Annotated in this window: 17 protein-coding genes and 1 pseudogene; 2 read left to right on the top strand and 16 right to left on the bottom strand. The window is 37.2% G+C overall.

Going from position 1 to position 18,210, the window contains the following annotated elements; all coding sequences use genetic code 11:
• Positions 1–17: 17 nt before the first annotated feature.
• Positions 18–932, bottom strand: coding sequence for a hypothetical protein (locus tag RZO55_RS08045; protein WP_318063770.1), 915 nt, complete (start codon positions 930–932; stop codon positions 18–20).
• Between the two features lie 138 nt (positions 933–1,070).
• Here RZO55_RS08045 and RZO55_RS08050 point away from each other — a divergent pair, with 138 nt between their 5' ends.
• Positions 1,071–1,340, top strand: a complete 270-nt coding sequence (locus RZO55_RS08050) for a ZIP family transporter (RefSeq protein ID WP_318063771.1) — start codon at positions 1,071–1,073, stop codon at positions 1,338–1,340.
• A gap of 167 nt (positions 1,341–1,507) precedes the next feature.
• Here the strand turns inward: RZO55_RS08050 and RZO55_RS08055 are convergent, their stop codons facing one another.
• From RZO55_RS08055 to RZO55_RS08110, 11 genes are all read right to left on the bottom strand, one after another.
• Positions 1,508–3,034: a S8 family peptidase gene (locus RZO55_RS08055; RefSeq protein ID WP_318063772.1), complete on the bottom strand. Its 1,527-nt coding sequence runs from the start codon at positions 3,032–3,034 to the stop codon at positions 1,508–1,510.
• 1,086 nt (positions 3,035–4,120) lie between these two features.
• Positions 4,121–4,693, bottom strand: a complete 573-nt coding sequence (locus tag RZO55_RS08065; protein ID WP_318063773.1) for a CHAP domain-containing protein — start codon at positions 4,691–4,693, stop codon at positions 4,121–4,123.
• A 179-nt stretch (positions 4,694–4,872) separates the two neighbouring features.
• Entirely contained in the window at positions 4,873–5,775 is a 903-nt protein-coding gene (locus tag RZO55_RS08070; RefSeq protein WP_318063774.1) for a hypothetical protein, read from the bottom strand.
• Positions 5,776–5,794: 19 nt separating this feature from the next.
• Positions 5,795–7,186, bottom strand: a complete 1,392-nt coding sequence (locus RZO55_RS08075; RefSeq protein ID WP_318063775.1) for a hypothetical protein — start codon at positions 7,184–7,186, stop codon at positions 5,795–5,797.
• Between the two features lie 12 nt (positions 7,187–7,198).
• Positions 7,199–7,777 carry a hypothetical protein gene (locus RZO55_RS08080; RefSeq protein WP_318063776.1) on the bottom strand — a complete coding sequence of 193 codons (579 nt, stop codon included), beginning with the start codon at positions 7,775–7,777 and terminating at the stop codon, positions 7,199–7,201.
• Positions 7,778–7,800: 23 nt separating this feature from the next.
• Positions 7,801–8,340, bottom strand: coding sequence for a hypothetical protein (locus RZO55_RS08085; protein WP_318063777.1), 540 nt, complete (start codon positions 8,338–8,340; stop codon positions 7,801–7,803).
• Positions 8,341–8,374: 34 nt separating this feature from the next.
• Positions 8,375–8,950: a hypothetical protein gene (locus RZO55_RS08090; protein ID WP_318063778.1), complete on the bottom strand. Its 576-nt coding sequence runs from the start codon at positions 8,948–8,950 to the stop codon at positions 8,375–8,377.
• Between the two features lie 591 nt (positions 8,951–9,541).
• Positions 9,542–10,834 (bottom strand): IS110 family RNA-guided transposase, encoded by a 1,293-nt coding sequence (locus RZO55_RS08095; RefSeq protein WP_318063779.1) that lies wholly within the window; start codon positions 10,832–10,834, stop codon positions 9,542–9,544.
• 136 nt (positions 10,835–10,970) lie between these two features.
• Entirely contained in the window at positions 10,971–12,251 is a 1,281-nt protein-coding gene (locus RZO55_RS08100; RefSeq protein WP_318063780.1) for a hypothetical protein, read from the bottom strand.
• A gap of 14 nt (positions 12,252–12,265) precedes the next feature.
• Positions 12,266–13,657: a phage baseplate assembly protein V gene (locus RZO55_RS08105; RefSeq protein ID WP_318063781.1), complete on the bottom strand. Its 1,392-nt coding sequence runs from the start codon at positions 13,655–13,657 to the stop codon at positions 12,266–12,268.
• Positions 13,638–14,189 carry a hypothetical protein gene (locus RZO55_RS08110; protein WP_318063782.1) on the bottom strand — a complete coding sequence of 184 codons (552 nt, stop codon included), beginning with the start codon at positions 14,187–14,189 and terminating at the stop codon, positions 13,638–13,640. Before RZO55_RS08110 ends, RZO55_RS08105 begins: the two co-directional genes overlap by 20 nt.
• Positions 14,190–14,540: 351 nt before the next feature.
• Here RZO55_RS08110 and RZO55_RS08115 point away from each other — a divergent pair, with 351 nt between their 5' ends.
• Positions 14,541–15,455, top strand: coding sequence for a helix-turn-helix domain-containing protein (locus RZO55_RS08115; protein ID WP_318063783.1), 915 nt, complete (start codon positions 14,541–14,543; stop codon positions 15,453–15,455).
• A gap of 115 nt (positions 15,456–15,570) precedes the next feature.
• Here the strand turns inward: RZO55_RS08115 and hisIE are convergent, their stop codons facing one another.
• The 4 genes and pseudogenes from hisIE to hisB all read right to left on the bottom strand — a co-directional run bounded on the left by hisIE (position 15,571) and on the right by hisB (position 18,199).
• Positions 15,571–16,185: a bifunctional phosphoribosyl-AMP cyclohydrolase/phosphoribosyl-ATP diphosphatase HisIE gene (gene hisIE, locus RZO55_RS26020; protein WP_439100032.1), complete on the bottom strand. Its 615-nt coding sequence runs from the start codon at positions 16,183–16,185 to the stop codon at positions 15,571–15,573.
• 309 nt (positions 16,186–16,494) lie between these two features.
• Positions 16,495–16,860 (bottom strand): annotated as a pseudogene (locus RZO55_RS26025) (HisA/HisF-related TIM barrel protein); the annotation flags it as partial.
• Positions 16,857–17,600 (bottom strand): 1-(5-phosphoribosyl)-5-[(5-phosphoribosylamino)methylideneamino]imidazole-4-carboxamide isomerase, encoded by a 744-nt coding sequence (gene hisA / locus RZO55_RS08125; RefSeq protein WP_318063785.1) that lies wholly within the window; start codon positions 17,598–17,600, stop codon positions 16,857–16,859. The pseudogene RZO55_RS26025 and the gene hisA, both read right to left, overlap by 4 nt.
• Positions 17,601–17,611: 11 nt before the next feature.
• Complete coding sequence (hisB, locus tag RZO55_RS08130; protein ID WP_318063786.1) at positions 17,612–18,199, bottom strand: imidazoleglycerol-phosphate dehydratase HisB; 588 nt, start codon at positions 18,197–18,199, stop codon at positions 17,612–17,614.
• Between the last annotated feature and the right edge of the window lie 11 nt (positions 18,200–18,210).

The following is an 18,210-nucleotide window of genomic DNA, read 5'->3' on the forward strand; positions in this document are numbered from 1 at the left end:
CCTCATCAAGAGGATTCTTATTTTTGATCTAAATCCAGTTTTACTTTTATTTTCTCCTTGGATGTCCATTTAACAGTTCCTCCCAGACACAGTCCGCATATTCTATGGTTATAAAATGGTTTCATCCCTGCCACAGCTTCTGAACCAAGTTTATATTCTACTTGAATTAAACCATTTTTAAAACTGACATGTTTAGAGATAACTATTTTTTTTGAATCTTTAAACCATACCTTATCTCCCAGCATATAGTTCAGGCTTCCGGAAACAGTATATATACAAAAATCTTCTGAATTACATTGAAAGAGCAATCTCTTCTTTCTATATTCCCCCCACTCCATTTGACATTTGTAGTTATTAGTGTCTTCTAACTGATATTGCTTTCCTCCGATAACCCCAACTGATATCTGGGGGTACTCGCCGGTAATCTCCGGTATAACAACGGAACCAAACTGGCTGGCAATTCGTTTACAAAATTCCCAATCGGTTTCTTCATATTGCAATAATGGAGTATTTAGTTCTAATCCGCTTCCACAAGTAAATAAAATATTACGCCCTTTTCCAGAAACAAGATCAAGCATTTGCCGATAGGTCATATGTCGATTCTGATAAAAACAGTATTTTTTATCTTTATCAAACTCGTAACTTGAAGATATACATTTAAGTTTTATATAACATTCTTCTCCTTTGAATATTAATCTTGATTCTTGTATTATTCCTGTAAATACAGGAATATTTACTCCTTCTTCTTCACAGATAAGGGACATTTTCTTCCCAATTAAATCACTGTTGCTTTCATCGGTTATATTATTCATCAACCCTTCTAATTTAAGAATGGCGTGTTCATTCATTTTTGCTTTCATTTCAAAATGTAACACCTGATTCAATTCTACCGTACCTGTCACAAATATTTTATCCATACTAATCCCAACCAATATCCTGCCCCCTTCGTATCTGTTACTAAAATTATGCTTTATAATCCATTTTTAAACGAAATGTATCTACTAAAAAATACCATTTTACGACATTAATTTCAACCCAAATGCCAAAATTGTACACGTTAGCTTCCGAAATTGTACATTACATCTGAAATTCTTGTAAAAGCAAAAGATGCCTTGACTTCTGCTCTGGGGGTTAAAGGCGGTTCCTGGGCTGCCGTTGGCGGATTCTTTTTTGGTATATTAATTATAGCAATAATCGATAAACTGATTCTCTCTACTGAAAACCCCCATGAGATACATACGGTAGAAGAGATGGATGAAAATTGCTGGAAAAATAAGATTGGATTTATAAATATTAGTTCAATTGTGTATGTCGAAAGAGCCAACCTTCCATTATGGTGAAAGGTTGGCTCTTTCGACATAGTTTCTGAATCTGCAGATCCAGTTCCAGTTACGTATTGGTATTGTCCGTTCCATCACTTGGAAACACACTGCCGTTCAATCTTGACCATACGGTACATCTTGCTGCACTCCTACAGCTCTGATGTCCTTAAGATAATAGACTGTCATCAGCTCCTGCCGGATCGCATATGCATTTCATATGCTTTTGAAACAGCTTTAAATGTATTTATTCTCCCATGACCGGTATAATTATCAAAACCTTTAGCGCCAATGTCATCTGCAGTATTTCGGATTATTTCTTCGACTTCACTTGCTTTTAGTTCTGGAGCAACGGAAAGCACAAGTGCTGCAACTCCTGCAACATGTGGGGTCGCAGCAGACGTACCGTTAAAATCTTCTACGTAATTATTAGAACTATAGCCGTCCTTATTCATAATATCAGTTGTGAAAATATGAACACCCGGGGCTGCTACATCAACTTCCGGACCATAATTACTACCCCACCAATATTCGCCGTCTCTACTTGTCTTACTTTTTCTTTCACCATACTCATTACATGCTGCAACAGTTATAACATTATCCAGACTACCAGGAAAAGAAACACTGCCATTATCATTGCCAGCTGCAAAACAAACAACGCATCCTTTTCCGTTTCGGCCATTTCGTTTGGCATTATTTATTGCATTTGTAATAGTTTGGCTGTCACCTCCGCCTCCCCAGCTGTTACTAAGGACATCCGCTCCTCTTTCCACAGATTTAGCAATTCCATCTGCAATTTTTGCATCATCAGTAACCCATATGCTTTCGGATCCATACTTAACTCCATACGCAATTCTTATCCCCATTATTTTACATTCCGGAGCCACGCCGGCTATTCCTTTATTATTATTACTTTTTGCGGCAGCTATGCCTGCACAAGCAGTTCCATGCGCATCAGCACTTTTAGGAGTTGGATCATTACGCTTGTAACAAGCATCATACCCGGTTACCAGTTTATCTGGTACATTTAAGTCTTCATGTTTGTAATCCACACCTTCATCAATAATAGCAATAATAATATCGTTATTTCCTTTCGTTATTTTCCATGCTTCTGAAATAGCGATGTCTTCACCTGCAATTCCTCCAGTTTGTCCAGTATTGTTAAGAGCCCACTGCTTATTTACATATGTATCATTACTTATTGCTGACATAGGCTTTAGCAACCGAACAAAATTAGGCTGTGCATATATTACCTTATCATTTTTATGATAAGTATTTGCCATCTCCAATGCACTTACTGCTTTACCTTCTGTGGTTTCCACAAGATATGAATTTTCCTCCCAATTAATATTTTCTATAATTTTAACATTATTAGAATCATTAATCTTATTAATTTCTTCTCTTGTTACATCTGGTTTGAATTGGATAATAAACTGATTTGTAAGTATCATTGGTGTTTTATCTTCTGCTTCTAATACAAAAAAATCATCTTCTTCTGGCTGATTTTTGCTTGAAAATGAAGTGGTTTTATAAACCTGCTTCTCGCTTATTGTCTCTAAAATAATGCCATTATTCAAATTAGTCATTTTCGAATTTGGGTTAGAAGTTAAAGATTTGTATTTACTTTCCATATAACCATTGTCTTTAAATGCTCTATATGATTCAGATTTTTTTAAGGGTATTTTTTTTCCGTTGCTCCAATAATTTAATTCCATTATAATTCTCCTCCTATTATTTTTTGAATTTGCAAATTCAATAATAAGAAAGAAAAATTAATCATTTTTGTAAACTTGAAACTTTCTTTAAGGTCTATGAAGCAACAGTTGGTTGGGTACCCGGGAATTGCCTACACATCGGTAGGCCGCAGATGTTCTCTTTCCGATTCGTAAAAATTTTAAAGATATGAATAATTTTGAATTCATTATTGGAGATTTTATAAATGTTAAATACGGTGAAATCAAAACAGGTAAATGGTACCTTAACAGGTTAACCTGCCACGGTACCATTTACCTTTAGCAACATAAAGTCTATTTTTCTAAATGATCCCTTACTAACGATTCGCCAGTTTCCTGTTCATATCTTCCCATGTTACACCCTTTGCGACATAAGAACCATCATATGATAAAGGAAATCAGAAATCTCTTCCCCTAGCTTTTTTTAAAACTTATCAATACCTTTATCAAATAGGTAGTTGGTATAGGAGCTTTCCTTTGGATTTTCCTTTCGTGTTATTGCCAGCCTAAATTAGCATTGCTCTATTTCCTCGATCGTCACTGGAATGTCCTTTATACTGTCATTAAGGTATAAAAGAAAGAAGTCTGCGGATAAGGAGCCAGCGGATTTCGCCGCCTTTTCCCTTTACAATACGCTTTACATGATCGCGCAGGACTAAAGGATGACCACATTATTGGACAGATATACGATCCTCAGCAAACCTCAGCAGATCTATAATATTCGCCTCTATCCTGTCTTGGCTAATATTGACCCAACTTCCATTTTGTACTACCTTAATAATGCCGCCACATCTGCAGACCAAAAAGGAATCTTCAGTCACAACCGGTCGCTCATAAATATTACTTCTTAACTTTCCTATTTCAGTACTTAGTGTATTAAAATTAGTACAAATATTCTCTATCTCCTGCTCCAACTTACTTCTATTATCTTCAATTCCATGTTTTCTAGCAATAGCCTCAAAATCTTCAAAGTACTGTAATCCATCAAATCCTAATTTAGTCCATCAGGGATAGATCTTTCTGTCATATATAGTGACATTTGAATTAAAAATGGACCATGGCCCACATTTATTCTGCCCGTAGCCACCCAGCAGGTTTTTTGTCTGTACCAACATAATAACATCCATCTTTGTTAGTCATGCTAAATCTCTGACGTGGCTTTCCATACACATTTTGCTGTATAACTTCGATGTCGTTTTCCGTAACCTCAGTTATAATAGCAACATGTCCATATTTCGTATCTGTAAACACGATCAGATCATCTTCTTTCGGAGCGACATTTCCTCCATTATAATATTGGAGTAATTCTCTTTGCACATTCATCTCTCCCTGTTTCGTACTATACGAAAAGTAGTCTTTTGCATTACCATATAAATCAGGCATTTTATGCCCCTTAGCTTCATAATAGAATCGCTTTATAAATTCTACACACTGCCAACTGCGTCCATAGTAGTAACCATCATCACTAAAATGTTTGCCATATGATTTTGTATAAAAATAACCGTTATAACATACATTTACATTTTTATAGCTGTCAATTGTTTTGCCTATTTTACTTCTGTCTTGAATGTAAAACAGGGTTGGTATACACACTAATATTAATAAAATTCCACTTAAAACAAGTATCCTTATTTTTTTCATATTAATCTCCATTCCGCGTGCCTTCGAGCGCGGTACAAATAGTCATGAAAGTTTTTCAATTACCACTCTGTGATGTAAAATAACTAGTAAGAAGCTATACTACAAAGCACGGTGTCCTTCCATTTTTTCTGGATTTTTGACCTGAATAATATAACTTTCATTCTTATACAAATTTATCTTTAACGATATCTTTTATAAACACCCTGTTCTAAATCTGAATGATTGAATCCGTAGCAGGAACTTTTTCCGTCAAAATTTGTATCATTGTATGAAAATGGAATCTCCAACCACCATTTATATATTTCCAAGACGTTTTTTTCATTTTCACTCAATTTTCCTTTAACTATAAAATAGTTATTATATTCTTCATATTCATAGGAATGTATATTTTTTAAAATTGTATCAAAAGAATATTCTGGTAAATTTCCTTTTAAATCTATGGGTATCTTCTTTTCATCCTCTATCAAATACCATTCCAGAGATTTACCGTTCCACCTTGGTTCTATTTTATAATAGCCATCCTTTTTAAGATAATAATTACCCTCAGAGTTCTCCATAAAAATATCATAATAAACTGTTGGATGATAATCTCCATTGATTAAATCATACTCATCCAGACAATCCTTAGGATAATAAAACCTTTGTTCCGGGCGATACTCCTTATATCCATAATCCCTTTTTACTGGCTTTATTATCTCCCAGTCTTCTACGTAAAAAACAATCTGATCTACATATTCTGAAAAATCTTTAATTACATAACCCTTTACCAAAAACTTATTCTGCTCTGAACCCATAAATATGTAAGACAATTCTTGTCTTGGATCTTTTCCCAATAATGCTATAGGGTTTTTTTCTCCATCTTCCTCATAAAAATATTGTCCTTCCATTTTTTCTGGATTAGTGACCTGAATAATATAACATTCATCCCTCTTCACCATTCTTTTTGCATATCTCATTTCTATTGCCGGTAATGCAATTGGAAGAGAATTTGCCTCACGGATTTTATTTCCCACAGAAAATAAAAGAATTAAAATCATTGCTAATAAAAATACATAAATTCCATTCTTTATTATCCTTATCATTCATTTCTCCCCTATTTTTTTATATTTTGCTACTACAGATATCCATTATACCGGTCACTGTATAAGTGTATGTTAAGAATCCCCGTGGTTCTCCCCATGTCCCTACAATGATTTTCCAATCATCTCCTCTATTGTTAACCATAGGATACTGCAATGAGCCTTTATCCGCATATCCATATTTCTTACCCGCCTTATCCAGCCTTTCTCTATCAATTTTTCTACTTTGCTTTTCCTTCCATTCTTCCGATGTATCAAATATTTCTCCCACTGTTTCTGCTCCCTTTTCACCTGTAATATATCTGGCTATTTTCTCTGCCTTCTCTTTTGATATTTCCTTGAGTCCGTTGATATAATCAGAAACTGCAGGATCAGGCATACCACCAGGGAGATTGAAAGCCGCATTTATTTCATCCATGGTACTGTTGATAAATATATAGTTCGATCTGGCATTTTGAAAAGCATGGCTAATCCCTATTGTCTTATCCGCCCATAGTTGGGCAAAACGAAGTCCATTTTTATCTGCAGTCCCAGCATTACATGTATAGAAATAAGTTTCCATATTACCATTATCAAAAGCTTCAGATAGTAAACGGTCTATATCCGATTGCTTAAAATTAAGTATTGATTCCAAATTCTCCCCAGTTTTAGAATATTTATTCATTTCATATCCAAATGATAATTGATTCTCTGCTCCACCAGTATACAATGGTGTTTGTCCATGACCAAAGACAGACATATATGATATTTTATTTTTTTTTCTTCCTTCACTTTTCCCATAAATGCTTTTAAAATTAATGTAATTAATAAGCTCGTCATTCTTCTTAATAAGCTGAATTTTTATGCCCAAATTTTTAGCCGTTTCTTTAAAATGTTGATTATCATTGCCACCAATTTTATACAGTAATTCTGAATAATACACCAGCCATGTAATATGGTCTGGTTTCGTCCCTTTCTTAATCCTTACGTTTATATCATGCAAAGCCGCTTCTATAAATTGATATATAAATCTACCTTCCGCTTGCAACCCGGAAACTATAATTTCCTCATAATTATTTTTCTCCTTCGCTTTTTTATTTGGTGCGCCAGTTGTCACTTTGTTCAGACTTGTACTAAAACCAACGACACACTTTCCATTATCATTCATCTCTATATTTATTTTTCCTACCTGAGGCGAACTATTAATGGCACTCAAATAAACCTCAGTAGAAATTCCATTCATACTTTCCGCTTTATAAACCTGAGGTTGTGAAGCAAGCATCGATTGGTATGTAGAATTGTAATTTCCCGGTATCCATATTTTCTCTTCTTTTGTTACTGTTTTATTTAATTCCTGCTTTGCATTCCCTTTTATCTTGATTGCCTCTCCATTAAAATTAAGCTGATCCACTAAATTAAAATATGTTTTTCCCATTCTGCCTCACTCCTATAGGATTTCTTCTAACTCCCCCATATGCTCACCATATAAAATGACAAGCTGCCTCTCTCCTGCCCATTTCTTCACTTCCAGATCTTTTATCAGCGCGTCTCCTAATACCTTAAAATACTTCAGACCAACTCTCCAATAATAAGAAATGAAAAGTCTTCTCAACACTTCTACTTCATGAGATTCAACCCGAACAAACCTTTTATTAAGCTCTTTCTGCAAAAAAGCCTCGTCTTCTTCTATATTCTGATATAGAAAATACAGATGCCAATACATACTTTTCCTTTTCTCATCTGCAAACAACAATTGATTAAACAAATTTATTTCATACTCATAAGTTCCCGTAACCAGACTGCTATGAAGATAACTGATTCCAAGAAATAAAACTTCTTCCTGTTCTCCTTCCTCTTGCTTATAAGAGGTATCAGACAGGAGATTTTCAATGATGCTATTGCAAAAATCCCTGATAATCTCCTCTTGATGTTTTTGAAAAAACGCTTCCACCTGGTTTTGTTTCTCTTCCAATCGCTTTTCCCATAACGGAGTTGCATACTCCCTCAATTTTTCTATGTCATTCATCCCTTTTTCTTTCTTCTACTAATTTAATTTTCTATTTTCTGACCTGAATCAATTGGATATATACAGCCGCCTCCATACTTACATACTAAAAATGATTCATTAGTAGGAATGCTGTGATACGTTTGATCCCCGCTATCCCAAACCAACATCTCTATCTCTGTTCCTTGCCACACCTGTGATAATTCCATCATACATTCCGGGCCATAATCAGAGATCTGCTTTCCACTGATACTCTCATTGGCCGGAATAACCTTCTGTTTTTTTTCAAGCCCCGGATTTCCAAAAATTTGTGGAGCATGGCATACTCCACAGGTTCCTGTTGGTCTGTCTTTATCTGTCAGCACTTCATCGCACCCTACATAGGTAAAGCTTGATGAACCCTTCTTTAGCTTTATTACTTTTTTTCCATATTGACACGCCACCAAAGCCCCATCTACCAGAAACTCTTTATAGATTTTACTTTGATCCATACCCTCAATCTCACGCATCATTTTCTCTATGCGCATATCTTCCTCATTGTGGTCTGAGTATTCCATTCTTTTGTTATCTTGAGCCTCCTTCATGCACCAGCCCCTCCTTTATTAAGATTTGCCTAATCTATAAAAAATGTTCTTTCGTTGTCAAAAAGATACTTTTTGCTATATCTTTCCAATCATCAGCTTCATCAAATAAACAGTTAAATGTCTCCTGTAGAATTTTATTTTTTATAGAAGTCATGCATACCAGATTATATATCTGTACATCAATGCCTGAGCTTTTATAGGAAAACATTTTAAAATACTGTTCTTTTTGTTTTTCTTCGAAGACCTCCAATATTTTTACTGAAGAATTTACCTGCTTTAAAACTGCCTGGAACTGGTTCGCAATTTCATTTATTCTCTCAGGTTCTCCTCCCGGTATATCAAAAAGATTAAATGTAAAATTAATGGTGCCATCCAGACTTGTCTTTATAATCTGCGGTCTGAATTCGGAAGGGTATTTTACCGCTGCGATAGCAGACGGTATATCAATAAATGAAATCGGCAGCATAATATCTACCTGATTACGAAACAAATATTCTGTTTTGAACTCGATCAATTTCTTGTTTACATAAATTCCGGTATCCAATGTTGTATGTTTCTGTTCCTTTTGGTTCTGTCTCATTTCCAAAACTGCTTCATCGAAGTATGTCAAGCTTAAACCTCCTCATATAGTCAAGTCTTTTTCCTTGAAAAATCAAGGTTTTTTGTTTCTTTATCTCAGGTAAATGAGCCATTGTTATGGATATTTCTCTGTATTGAATACTAAAATAGTGGTATCAGGGTACACGAAGTAAAACGTCTTTGCTTTTCGCTTTACATGGCCTTGTGTATACCCATCCCTCTATGGCAGCTAACCTCCTGTGTCCACCTGGATCTCCATCCGTTTCCGCATGCGTCCTAACTACCTTCGTTCTGCCTATCCATAACCAGGGTGTCAGCTTAGCTCCTTTACTGGGTCTATGCCCTATGGAAAATATTCCTGCCGACTACTGGCTCATTCTTTCTTTTGATTACTGATTTTGCTCCCACAACAGCGTTGTTTAAAACGGACGTTTTCCTGTTGCTTTTTACTTTCTGCATCGCCACTTTTGTGGCAGTTTAAAGCTTAACCTCTTGTTTACTATTTATCGTGGCTGGATTTAATTGTCAAGGGCCTGCCGCTTTAGCGGTACTGACGTACCCTTGATAATTAAATTCAACCGCGATATCTTTCGACAGAGGTTCAGCATTTTTTCTTTACTTTTTATGCCGCTTGGACCGATATCTCTGGTCTCTTGATGTCTCCTCGCAGCTTTACTGGGTCATAACTGACTCCTGTTGTCAGAATCTTGTAAATCACTCTGAGCAACTTACAGGCTACTGCTATCAGCGACTGCATCTTCTTTAATGGATTCTTCTGTCTGGTTGTATAGTAATGGTGCAGTTCCCTGAATTCTTCATTCTTTCCAACTAATGACATTGCAACCTCAAACAGCAGATATCTCAGTCTCTTGCGACCACGCCTGCTTATCGTTGTCTCGCCTTTATGTTTTCCTGAACTATTCTCCACCAGTGCATATCCTGCCAGTTTCTGTATCTGCTTTGGGTTATCAAAACGACTAATGTCTCCCACTTCAGCTATAAATCCAGATACCGTCTTACTTCCAACACCTTTTATTTCCAGCAGCTTATCTATGTATGGAATTCCACTCATCAAGTCATCTATAAGAGCCATAAGTTCGTCGACTCTTTTGCTATAGACATCATAATCATTAAGCAGATTTTTTATTTCCATACGCGCCGCTGTCAGACCTTCCTGACTTCCAACGCTATGCTCTGCAGCCGCTACCAGGGTCTTTGCCCTCTTTAGTCCAGCGCCTCTCAGCTTTGCGTCTCGCCAGATTTTATTCACTCCGTCCACACCTAACGCTATAATGTCTACCGGCAATGGTGCCTGTGCTAAAATCATCAATCCACTTTTTGCATCTTTCTTCCCATAAACGTCTTTGTATTCTGGAAAGTAAATGCTGAACCATCTTGCAATCCTATTAAGAACCCTTGTGAGTTCCTCCTGCGCCTGAAATCTCAGATTTGAAGCTGTCCTAAGCTCTGCATAAACACCTTCCGGAAGGTAAGGGTAAGAGAATCGTCCCTCATTAATTAGTCCTGCAATAACTTTTGGATCTTTGCGATCAGTCTTAGTTGGATTATTATCATCAAGTTCTTTGGATTTCTTTACGTGATGGGGATTGACAAGAACAGGTTTCATGCCGTTATCCTGTAAGAACTTACCAAGAGCAAACCAGTAGTGGCCTGTTGGCTCCATCCCCGGAAGCACAGCCTGTTTATCATGCTTCTCTCCCAGTTCATGCATCCATGCTAAAAAGCAGTTAAATCCAGCTTCTGTATTACTGAAGGAGAAGGCCTTCTTTGAGTACTCATAACCTCTCCAGTCAAAAGCTCTGGCATAGTGCATTTCACTTCCAACATCAATACCAACCACTAAAGTTTTTTCTGTAATAGTTCCTAATTTTGCATTCTGTGTGTTATAATTCATTTCTAGATACCTCTCTGTTTAATAAGATTTTTTACTAACCGGCAAAGTCAGTAATCTTATTTTACACTGAGGTATTTTTTTCTCAACCTTCTTTCTTGGAATTCCCTATATTTGAATTATACAGGAAGCTCCTTTTTTATCCTATGATTCCCTTTATCTCATCCGATGCTTTTAAATCAATTCTTTCTGCCTTTAACCGCACCTTCTCTTTTGCTTCTATTTCAATCTTTTTTCCGCTTCCGATATATATTCCTGCTTCATCTTCTAATACCAATTTATTTTCTTTTTTTGACATCTCCAGTATACAGGGATAAAGCTTTATCTTTGCACTATCAGAAGTTTGCATGATTCGATTTTGATAATGTTTTCCATAATTACTTTCTGCCCCGTCCCTATGCAGACATACCTTAACCACTGCCTCTCGTTCATCATAAGATGGCATAGTCAAAAGTACAGGACTCCCCTTTTCAGGCATTGCATACATCATATTCCCTGTCTCTGGCCTCCATGGGTACAAATAGGCTCCATTCTTTTCATCACCATCTATCTCCAATTGAACAGCCACATTCTCCCCGACAACCTGTTCTACTATTCCATATAGCTCCCGGCCGGTTAAGTCTTCATTGTATATTACATTCTGCCTAATGGCAGATTCCTCACTAAGCGTATAGGTAAACAGCATCTCTCCCCGGTCAAATTCTATTATTCTTTTATAGATAACCAATGTTTTGCCCTGAAATACCGTTTTGTCTCCAATCTGATAAACCTCCTTGCTTTTTACGATATAACTTTGTTGACTTGATTCAAGCTCTATCATCATCTCATAAGAGTTCTTAAAAAATATTGGTATCTCTATTCCCTGTCGCATCCCTAACCAAAATGCCGGTTTCCCTGTAAGCAGATCGCTGATCACAGATTTACCTAAGTGACTGGCAATCCGTTTTACAAACTCCCAATCTGTTTCCATGTATTGAATGAGTGGTTTTAATATTTTCATGCTATTCCCACATGTTATAATTAAATTAGCCCCTTGTTTAACCGCTATTTCTTTAGAAATATCAGCATATGTCATCTCCGTATCCTGAAAGGATCTCTTTTTTCTTTCAATATCTAATTTCCACGTTGCTGTTATTCCTTCTACACAGATCTGAGCTGATCTACCTTCAAATGTAATTTCATAATTCTTCACTAATCCATTAAATAGTACCTTTTCTTCTCCCTGCCAATTCATTTTCAATTCAATGGGCGATTTCAGAAAAAGTTGATTTGGACTTTTCAATGCTGCTTCATAGGGAATTTCCCCTTTTAGTCTTAAGCAGCCATGTTCATTTACTTCCCATTTAGCAGTTAACCCAATGACTTTACTCAATGGTATTTCTATATTTGTTACTAAATATTGGTTGATCCTTAACTCCATAATTCTCCCTTCTCCTAATGAAGGCGAACATGCATGCCTTCCATTGATATACCATCGCTTATATTAATTGCTGAATCCCCTTGCTTTAAACGGAGTTTTGAAGAAGCATTCATAACTATATCCGCTGTTTTGCTGGTTACAGAAATTCTTTCGCCCGCCTCCAGCAACACAGAATAATTACTCTTCATTCGTATTCCTTTTCCATCTGACAATTCAACAGATATTCCACAATTATTTGTAAGAAGTATGTAGTCTGGAGCCAGGCAAATTTCCTTCCCCTGTCTATTTTTGAATATCTTTTTTTCCGGCATCGTCCTTTCATCACTATATTCATGCACCGCACTGCTTACATAAGCATCAGAAGCTCTCTCTGACGGAAAGCGTAAATGAACAGTATCGCCGCACTCTGGCATACAATACCAACCAGTTCCATCCGGTGACGAATAAACAGTAGAAAAGGGAAACCATTTATAACCGGTGGATTCTCTGTTTTCATCCTCTGATACACTGATCTGAACCATATCGTCCTTCACTGATTTAACACTACCCCTTAATGCAGCTCCTATTATCTGCTTATTAAATCTTCTTTCCTGCATTAGTGCCTTTTGGGATTTTAGAAAATATGTATGGTATAATTCCTGTCCTTTCATAGATGATTCTATGCGATAAATAAATAATTCTTTTTCTAAAAAATCTACACAGGCGCCAATTTCATAAATTTCTCTGCTTTCTACCTCATAATATCCGCTTTCTTCTTCATCGATATGAATTGCCTGTAGTTTCTTTTTCTCAAACTCCGCCAGATCTCTGCATATTTTATAGGAAACAGTCTGAGTCATTGTTCTTTTTTTCCACTTTGGCAGACCAAAATAGTATTTTACTCCACCTGTCTGGGTATCAGGCACTACTACTGTATGAAGATAAGACGCAAGCCGCTTTATAAAAGTCCAGTCAGTTTCTTTATACTGCATAATGAATTCCGGTATCGGACTTTCTTTTCCACAGGTCATGATCATATTGCTATTGTCATAGAAATTATTGCAGGTCTCTAAAACTGTACGATAAGTAATTAAAGTATCCTGAAATGTTCTTGTATGGATCGATCTTTCCATCAAGCATGTACCTGTCTTTACTTCAAGAGTCATAACTGCAACACCATTTTCTACCTTAATGTCAAATATGGTTAAATACCCAAACAATAAAGTATAACATTCACCATTCAATTCTGATGCAGTAATTTTTACAGTTTTAATATTTCTGGCAGTTTTAATATACTCATCCAGCCTGGCTATTGGTATAGCTCCTGTAATTTTAACATTGGCATGCTCGTTTACCTGTTTGATACTTTGATAATCTATCACTCTCATTTCATTGAATGGTTCTACTTCAATTTTTTCTGCTCTCATATTTTCCCCCTTCGCTTAATATAACTTCCTGTAATCCGATTCCTACAGCATTTCTTCTCAATATACTCTCTGCAAAATCGAGACTGACTATGGTATGCCTTTTTTCTTTATATTTCACCCAGAAAATATTCCTTCCTTCTACCCATGCCGGGGTTTTAATTTTCTCAGTGACAATAGTTTCTCTGCCTTTTAGATTAATTAATTCAATATCACTGCTCTCCTCCATAACTGGTAAATAATACTGCTTTTCTAACTTATTCTTAATATCCAAAAGTATGATTTCTCTGAAAACAACTTCATCTCTATACAGTCTTATTACTTCTTTTATCATTGGTGAAACCAATAAAAAGGGAAATGATATGATATCTGTAAAAATAGTATTTGGAGATGAAGTGATCATTAAAACCTTTCTTCTCGGCAGCTTATGGTAAATCTCCCAGTTTATTAAACGAACTTTTATTTCTTCATACCAGTTCGTAATCTGGGGGGAGGTCCTATATGAATCATTAACACTTATATCAAAATATTTCATAAAACTCCTCCTTTAGTTTTAATATATTTTTTTAACTCGCTGATCTTTTCCAATCAATATCCTGCCTCCTTCTTGTCTGTTACTAATTTTTTGCCTTATTATCCATTTTTAAATGATATGTATCTACTAAAATTACCATTTTACGACATTAATTTCAACCCAAGTGCCATAATTGTACACGTTAGCTTCCAATATTGTACATCGCGGCTAATTTACTCATGAAGTCGCTGGAACTATACTTATTGTAATCCCATCCATATACGTTTATAATAATTATACAAAATCTGTACATACATTGCATAGCAAACCACGCTTCAATCCCTTATTATAGGAACTACGGAGGAATAATACATGAACAGCAGTAAAACTTTTGATGATGTAATACAATACCTTGAAAAAAGCATATTCGAGGGTTCTGAAATCGATTATAACGAGATTTCCAAAATAGCCATGAGTCCGGCAGCTTTGTTCCAGCGCATCTTTATATTCGTATCAGGTATCAGTATTGCCGATTACGTAAGAAAGCGCAAACTAACATTAGCCGGATATGATTTGAAAAACAGCGATATTACTGTTTTGGATGTCGCTATAAAGTACGGATTTCACTCTCATTCTGCCTTTTCACGGGCATTTAAAGAGCACCACGGAATCACACCATCGGAAGCAAAGTCTGAAACTGCTAAACTAAATAATTATCTTCCGATTAATTACCTGGAAATGAGATTTATAGGAGGGAAACGGATCATGGCAGATATGAAAAAGATTATTTACAAAGAAACAAAAGAACGCCTGATGGTAGGCCTGGGTCGTGAGACATCATTTTTTGAAGCAGGGAATGTATGGAAAGATTTTTTTGAAGGGGATACAATCGAAAAACTAGGTCCTCTCTCTGACTCAACATGCTGTGAAGATATTGATTCCAATGTTGGTATCGGTATGATGTATAATTTTAAAGATATGAATAATTTTGAATTCATCATTGGGGATTTTATGAATGCGGGTACTGAAATCCCGGAAGGTCTGACTGCCAAATATGTTCACGCAGGATTAACTGCCCGCATTCAGATTGAAGGAAGCAACGTTGCAGAAATACTTGAATCCGCATATTTGTTAATCACGGAAGCGATTGAAAAAACCGGTAAACAAATTGATCACGAACATTTTTACTGGTGTGAAGTATACACAAACGAACGTTATTGTGAGCCTTTAAACCGGGGCGAGAAGGTTATTATTGATTATATACTGCCTGTCATAGCAAACAGTTAAATGAATGATTAAACGGTACCTTAATAGTAATACACAGAAAACGAACTGTGTTAAACTATCAGGTACCGTTTACCCTTAATAACATACGGCGATACTCTTTATAAATGGGTCCTGTCTAACGATTCGCAAGTTCCCTGGTAATATCCTCCCAGGTCACACCCTTCTGCGCCATCAGAACCATCATATGATAAAGAAAATCAGAAATCTCATATTTCACTTCTTCGGAATCAGGATTTTTCGCGGCGATAATAATTTCCGTCGCCTCTTCTCCCACTTTCTTCAGAATCTTATCAATGCCTTTATCAAATAGGTAATTGGTATAGGAGCCTTCCTTTGGATTTTCCTTTCGGTCAAGAATGACTTCAAATACTTCCTCAAAAACTTTCAGCGGATTGGAATCCTGATATTCCTTCTTTACCAGTTCCTGATAAAAACAGCTTCTGGAACCCGTATGACAGGCTGCCCCAATCTGATTTACCTTGGCAAGAAGGGTATCGTTGTCGCAGTCCAGAGACAGTGATTTTACATACTGATAATGACCGGAAGTCTCACCTTTCAGCCAGAGACTCTGACGGCTTCTGCTGTAATAAGTCATCAGCCCTGTTTTTAATGTTTCTTTAAAAGCTTCCTCATTCATATAGGCCAGCATGAGAACTTCCCCGGTACGGTAATCCTGGGTAATAACAGGAACCAGGCCATCTCCGTTTAATTTAAACTCGGAAAATTGCATCGCACTTTCAAAAGTATCCACTGCAATTCCCTGCATTTTCAATTCCTGCTTCAGTTCCATACAGCCGGTTTTTCCATCTGAAATATCTATAATTCCCGTAATATTTTCTCTTTTCAAAGCATCTGTCAGGAAAAAGGGATCATTTCTAAGCCCTGCAACAAAAAACATCTCTTCCTGCGCAGAAATTTCATTCAGCCCTTCTTCTGAAAGGTCCATATCTCCTACGACCATAACAGAGGCTCCCAGCTGGGCGTATTCTTCCGTGTGAGGCAGATAGGAAATATCCGGTAGATAAGCATATATTTTATCATCTCCGAACCGGTCGGAGGCTTCCTTCATCATATCCACATTTTCTTCCAGACTCACATCAAGAAAAGCCGCTTTGGCACCGGCATATAAGTATTTTTTTACATCCTCCAGACGTTTTACTCTTCCGCCAGCAAGGACAGGAATATCTGACACTCTTCCGATCTCTTTCATCAGACCGATGGTGCGCTCATGATCAGCTTCCGTTTCTGATCGATCAAAGAGAAAAAGCTCATCAGCGCCATTATCTCCAAAAAAACAAGCCAGAGAAATAGGACGTTCCTCATAACAGGCTGATAAATCATCAAGTCTCCATGCTTTCCCTTCACGTATTCCGAAACCTGCAATTAATTTTTTACATTCCATCATACTTTCCTCCCTTGATGGCCCTGCAGTTCAAAGGTCTTTACCGCTTCCGAAAGATCAATTCGCTTCTCATACAATGCTTTTCCGATAATCGCCCCCTGGACGCCTGCTTCGTATAATTCTTTTAAATCTTCCATAGAAGACATCCCGCCGGATGCGATCACATCCAGACCTGTTTCGTCCGTCAGTTTTTTTGTATATGCCACATTGGGACCGGAAAGCATTCCGTCCCTGGAGATATCCGTATACACAATATGGCGGATTCCGTATTCCTTCATCTGGGAGCAAAGCCTGGAGGCGGTAATTTCGCTTACGGTTTCCCAGCCCTCTACCGCCACCATTCCGTCTTTTGCATCCACGCCTAACACGATCCGGTGTGCTCCAAACCTATGAATCATATCCCTGATAAACTCCGGCTGCCTCACCGCTTTGGTCCCGATAATCACCCGGGCAACTCCCAAGGAAAGCATGGAAGCAATGGCCTCTTCACTGCGGATCCCGCCCCCGATCTCTACAGGGATTGAAACTGCATTGACAATTCTTCGTATTACTTCTTCATTAACCGAATGTCCTGCCAGTGCTCCGTCTAAATCAACCAGATGAAGATAGGTAGCCCCCTGTGCCTGCCAGAGTTCGGCTATCTCCTCCGGTTTGTCAGAATATACGGTAATCTCTTTAAATTCACCTTGCTTTAAGCGGACACATTGTCCATCTTTTAAATCAATTGCTGGATAAAGCTGCATATGGATTCTCCTTATAATGTACCTTTTGTAGACAATACTCCGGTAATCCGGGGATCCGGCAAAGTAGCATCATCAAGTGCCTTGGCAAATGCCTTAAATACCCCTTCTATTATATGATGATTATTATCCCCTGATAGTTTTCTGATATGAAGATTCATCTCTGCAGAATAAGATACGGCATAGAAAAATTCCTTCACCATCTCTGTCTCAAAATCTCCTGCCCGCTCCGCTGTTAAGGGTACATCAAATCCGAGATAAGGGCGGCCGGATAAATCTACAGCACATAAAATTAAAGTCTCATCCATGGGCAGTATCATATTTCCGTAACGTTTGATGGATTTTTTATCACCCAGCGCTTCCTTAATGGCAGCCCCCAGTACAATTCCCGTATCTTCAATGGTATGGTGGGTATCTACTTCCAAATCCCCCTTAACCGTCAGCTCCAGATCAAAAAATCCATGACGGGCAAAGCTGCTTAACATGTGGTCAAAGAAACCGATCCCTGTATTAATATTGGCAGTTCCGCTTCCGTCAATACTCAATTTCATCTGGATGTCAGTTTCCCTGGTTATTCGAGATATCACTGCACTTCGTTCCATATTTTTCCCCT

Origin of the sequence: Clostridium boliviensis, assembly GCF_033342255.1 — a bacterium.
Lineage (GTDB): Bacteria > Bacillota > Clostridia > Lachnospirales > Lachnospiraceae > Lacrimispora > Lacrimispora boliviensis.

Bases quoted from the DNA above. Each gene is read 5' to 3' on its own strand.
- RZO55_RS08115 (WP_318063783.1), top strand. From the start codon at position 14,541: ATGAACAGCAGTAAAACTTTTGATGATGTAATACAATACCTTGAAAAA.
- RZO55_RS08095 (WP_318063779.1), bottom strand. From the start codon at position 10,834: ATGAATTATAACACACAGAATGCAAAATTAGGAACTATTACAGAAAAA.
- RZO55_RS08080 (WP_318063776.1), bottom strand. From the start codon at position 7,777: ATGAATGACATAGAAAAATTGAGGGAGTATGCAACTCCGTTATGGGAA.
- RZO55_RS08110 (WP_318063782.1), bottom strand. From the start codon at position 14,189: ATGAAATATTTTGATATAAGTGTTAATGATTCATATAGGACCTCCCCC.
- RZO55_RS08065 (WP_318063773.1), bottom strand. From the start codon at position 4,693: ATGAAAAAAATAAGGATACTTGTTTTAAGTGGAATTTTATTAATATTA.
- hisA (WP_318063785.1), bottom strand. From the start codon at position 17,600: ATGCAGCTTTATCCAGCAATTGATTTAAAAGATGGACAATGTGTCCGC.
- RZO55_RS08070 (WP_318063774.1), bottom strand. From the start codon at position 5,775: ATGATAAGGATAATAAAGAATGGAATTTATGTATTTTTATTAGCAATG.
- RZO55_RS08105 (WP_318063781.1), bottom strand. From the start codon at position 13,657: ATGAGAGCAGAAAAAATTGAAGTAGAACCATTCAATGAAATGAGAGTG.
- RZO55_RS08055 (WP_318063772.1), bottom strand. From the start codon at position 3,034: ATGGAATTAAATTATTGGAGCAACGGAAAAAAAATACCCTTAAAAAAA.
- hisB (WP_318063786.1), bottom strand. From the start codon at position 18,199: ATGGAACGAAGTGCAGTGATATCTCGAATAACCAGGGAAACTGACATC.
- RZO55_RS08075 (WP_318063775.1), bottom strand. From the start codon at position 7,186: ATGGGAAAAACATATTTTAATTTAGTGGATCAGCTTAATTTTAATGGA.
- RZO55_RS08100 (WP_318063780.1), bottom strand. From the start codon at position 12,251: ATGGAGTTAAGGATCAACCAATATTTAGTAACAAATATAGAAATACCA.
- RZO55_RS08085 (WP_318063777.1), bottom strand. From the start codon at position 8,340: ATGAAGGAGGCTCAAGATAACAAAAGAATGGAATACTCAGACCACAAT.
- hisIE (WP_439100032.1), bottom strand. From the start codon at position 16,185: ATGCAATTTTCCGAGTTTAAATTAAACGGAGATGGCCTGGTTCCTGTT.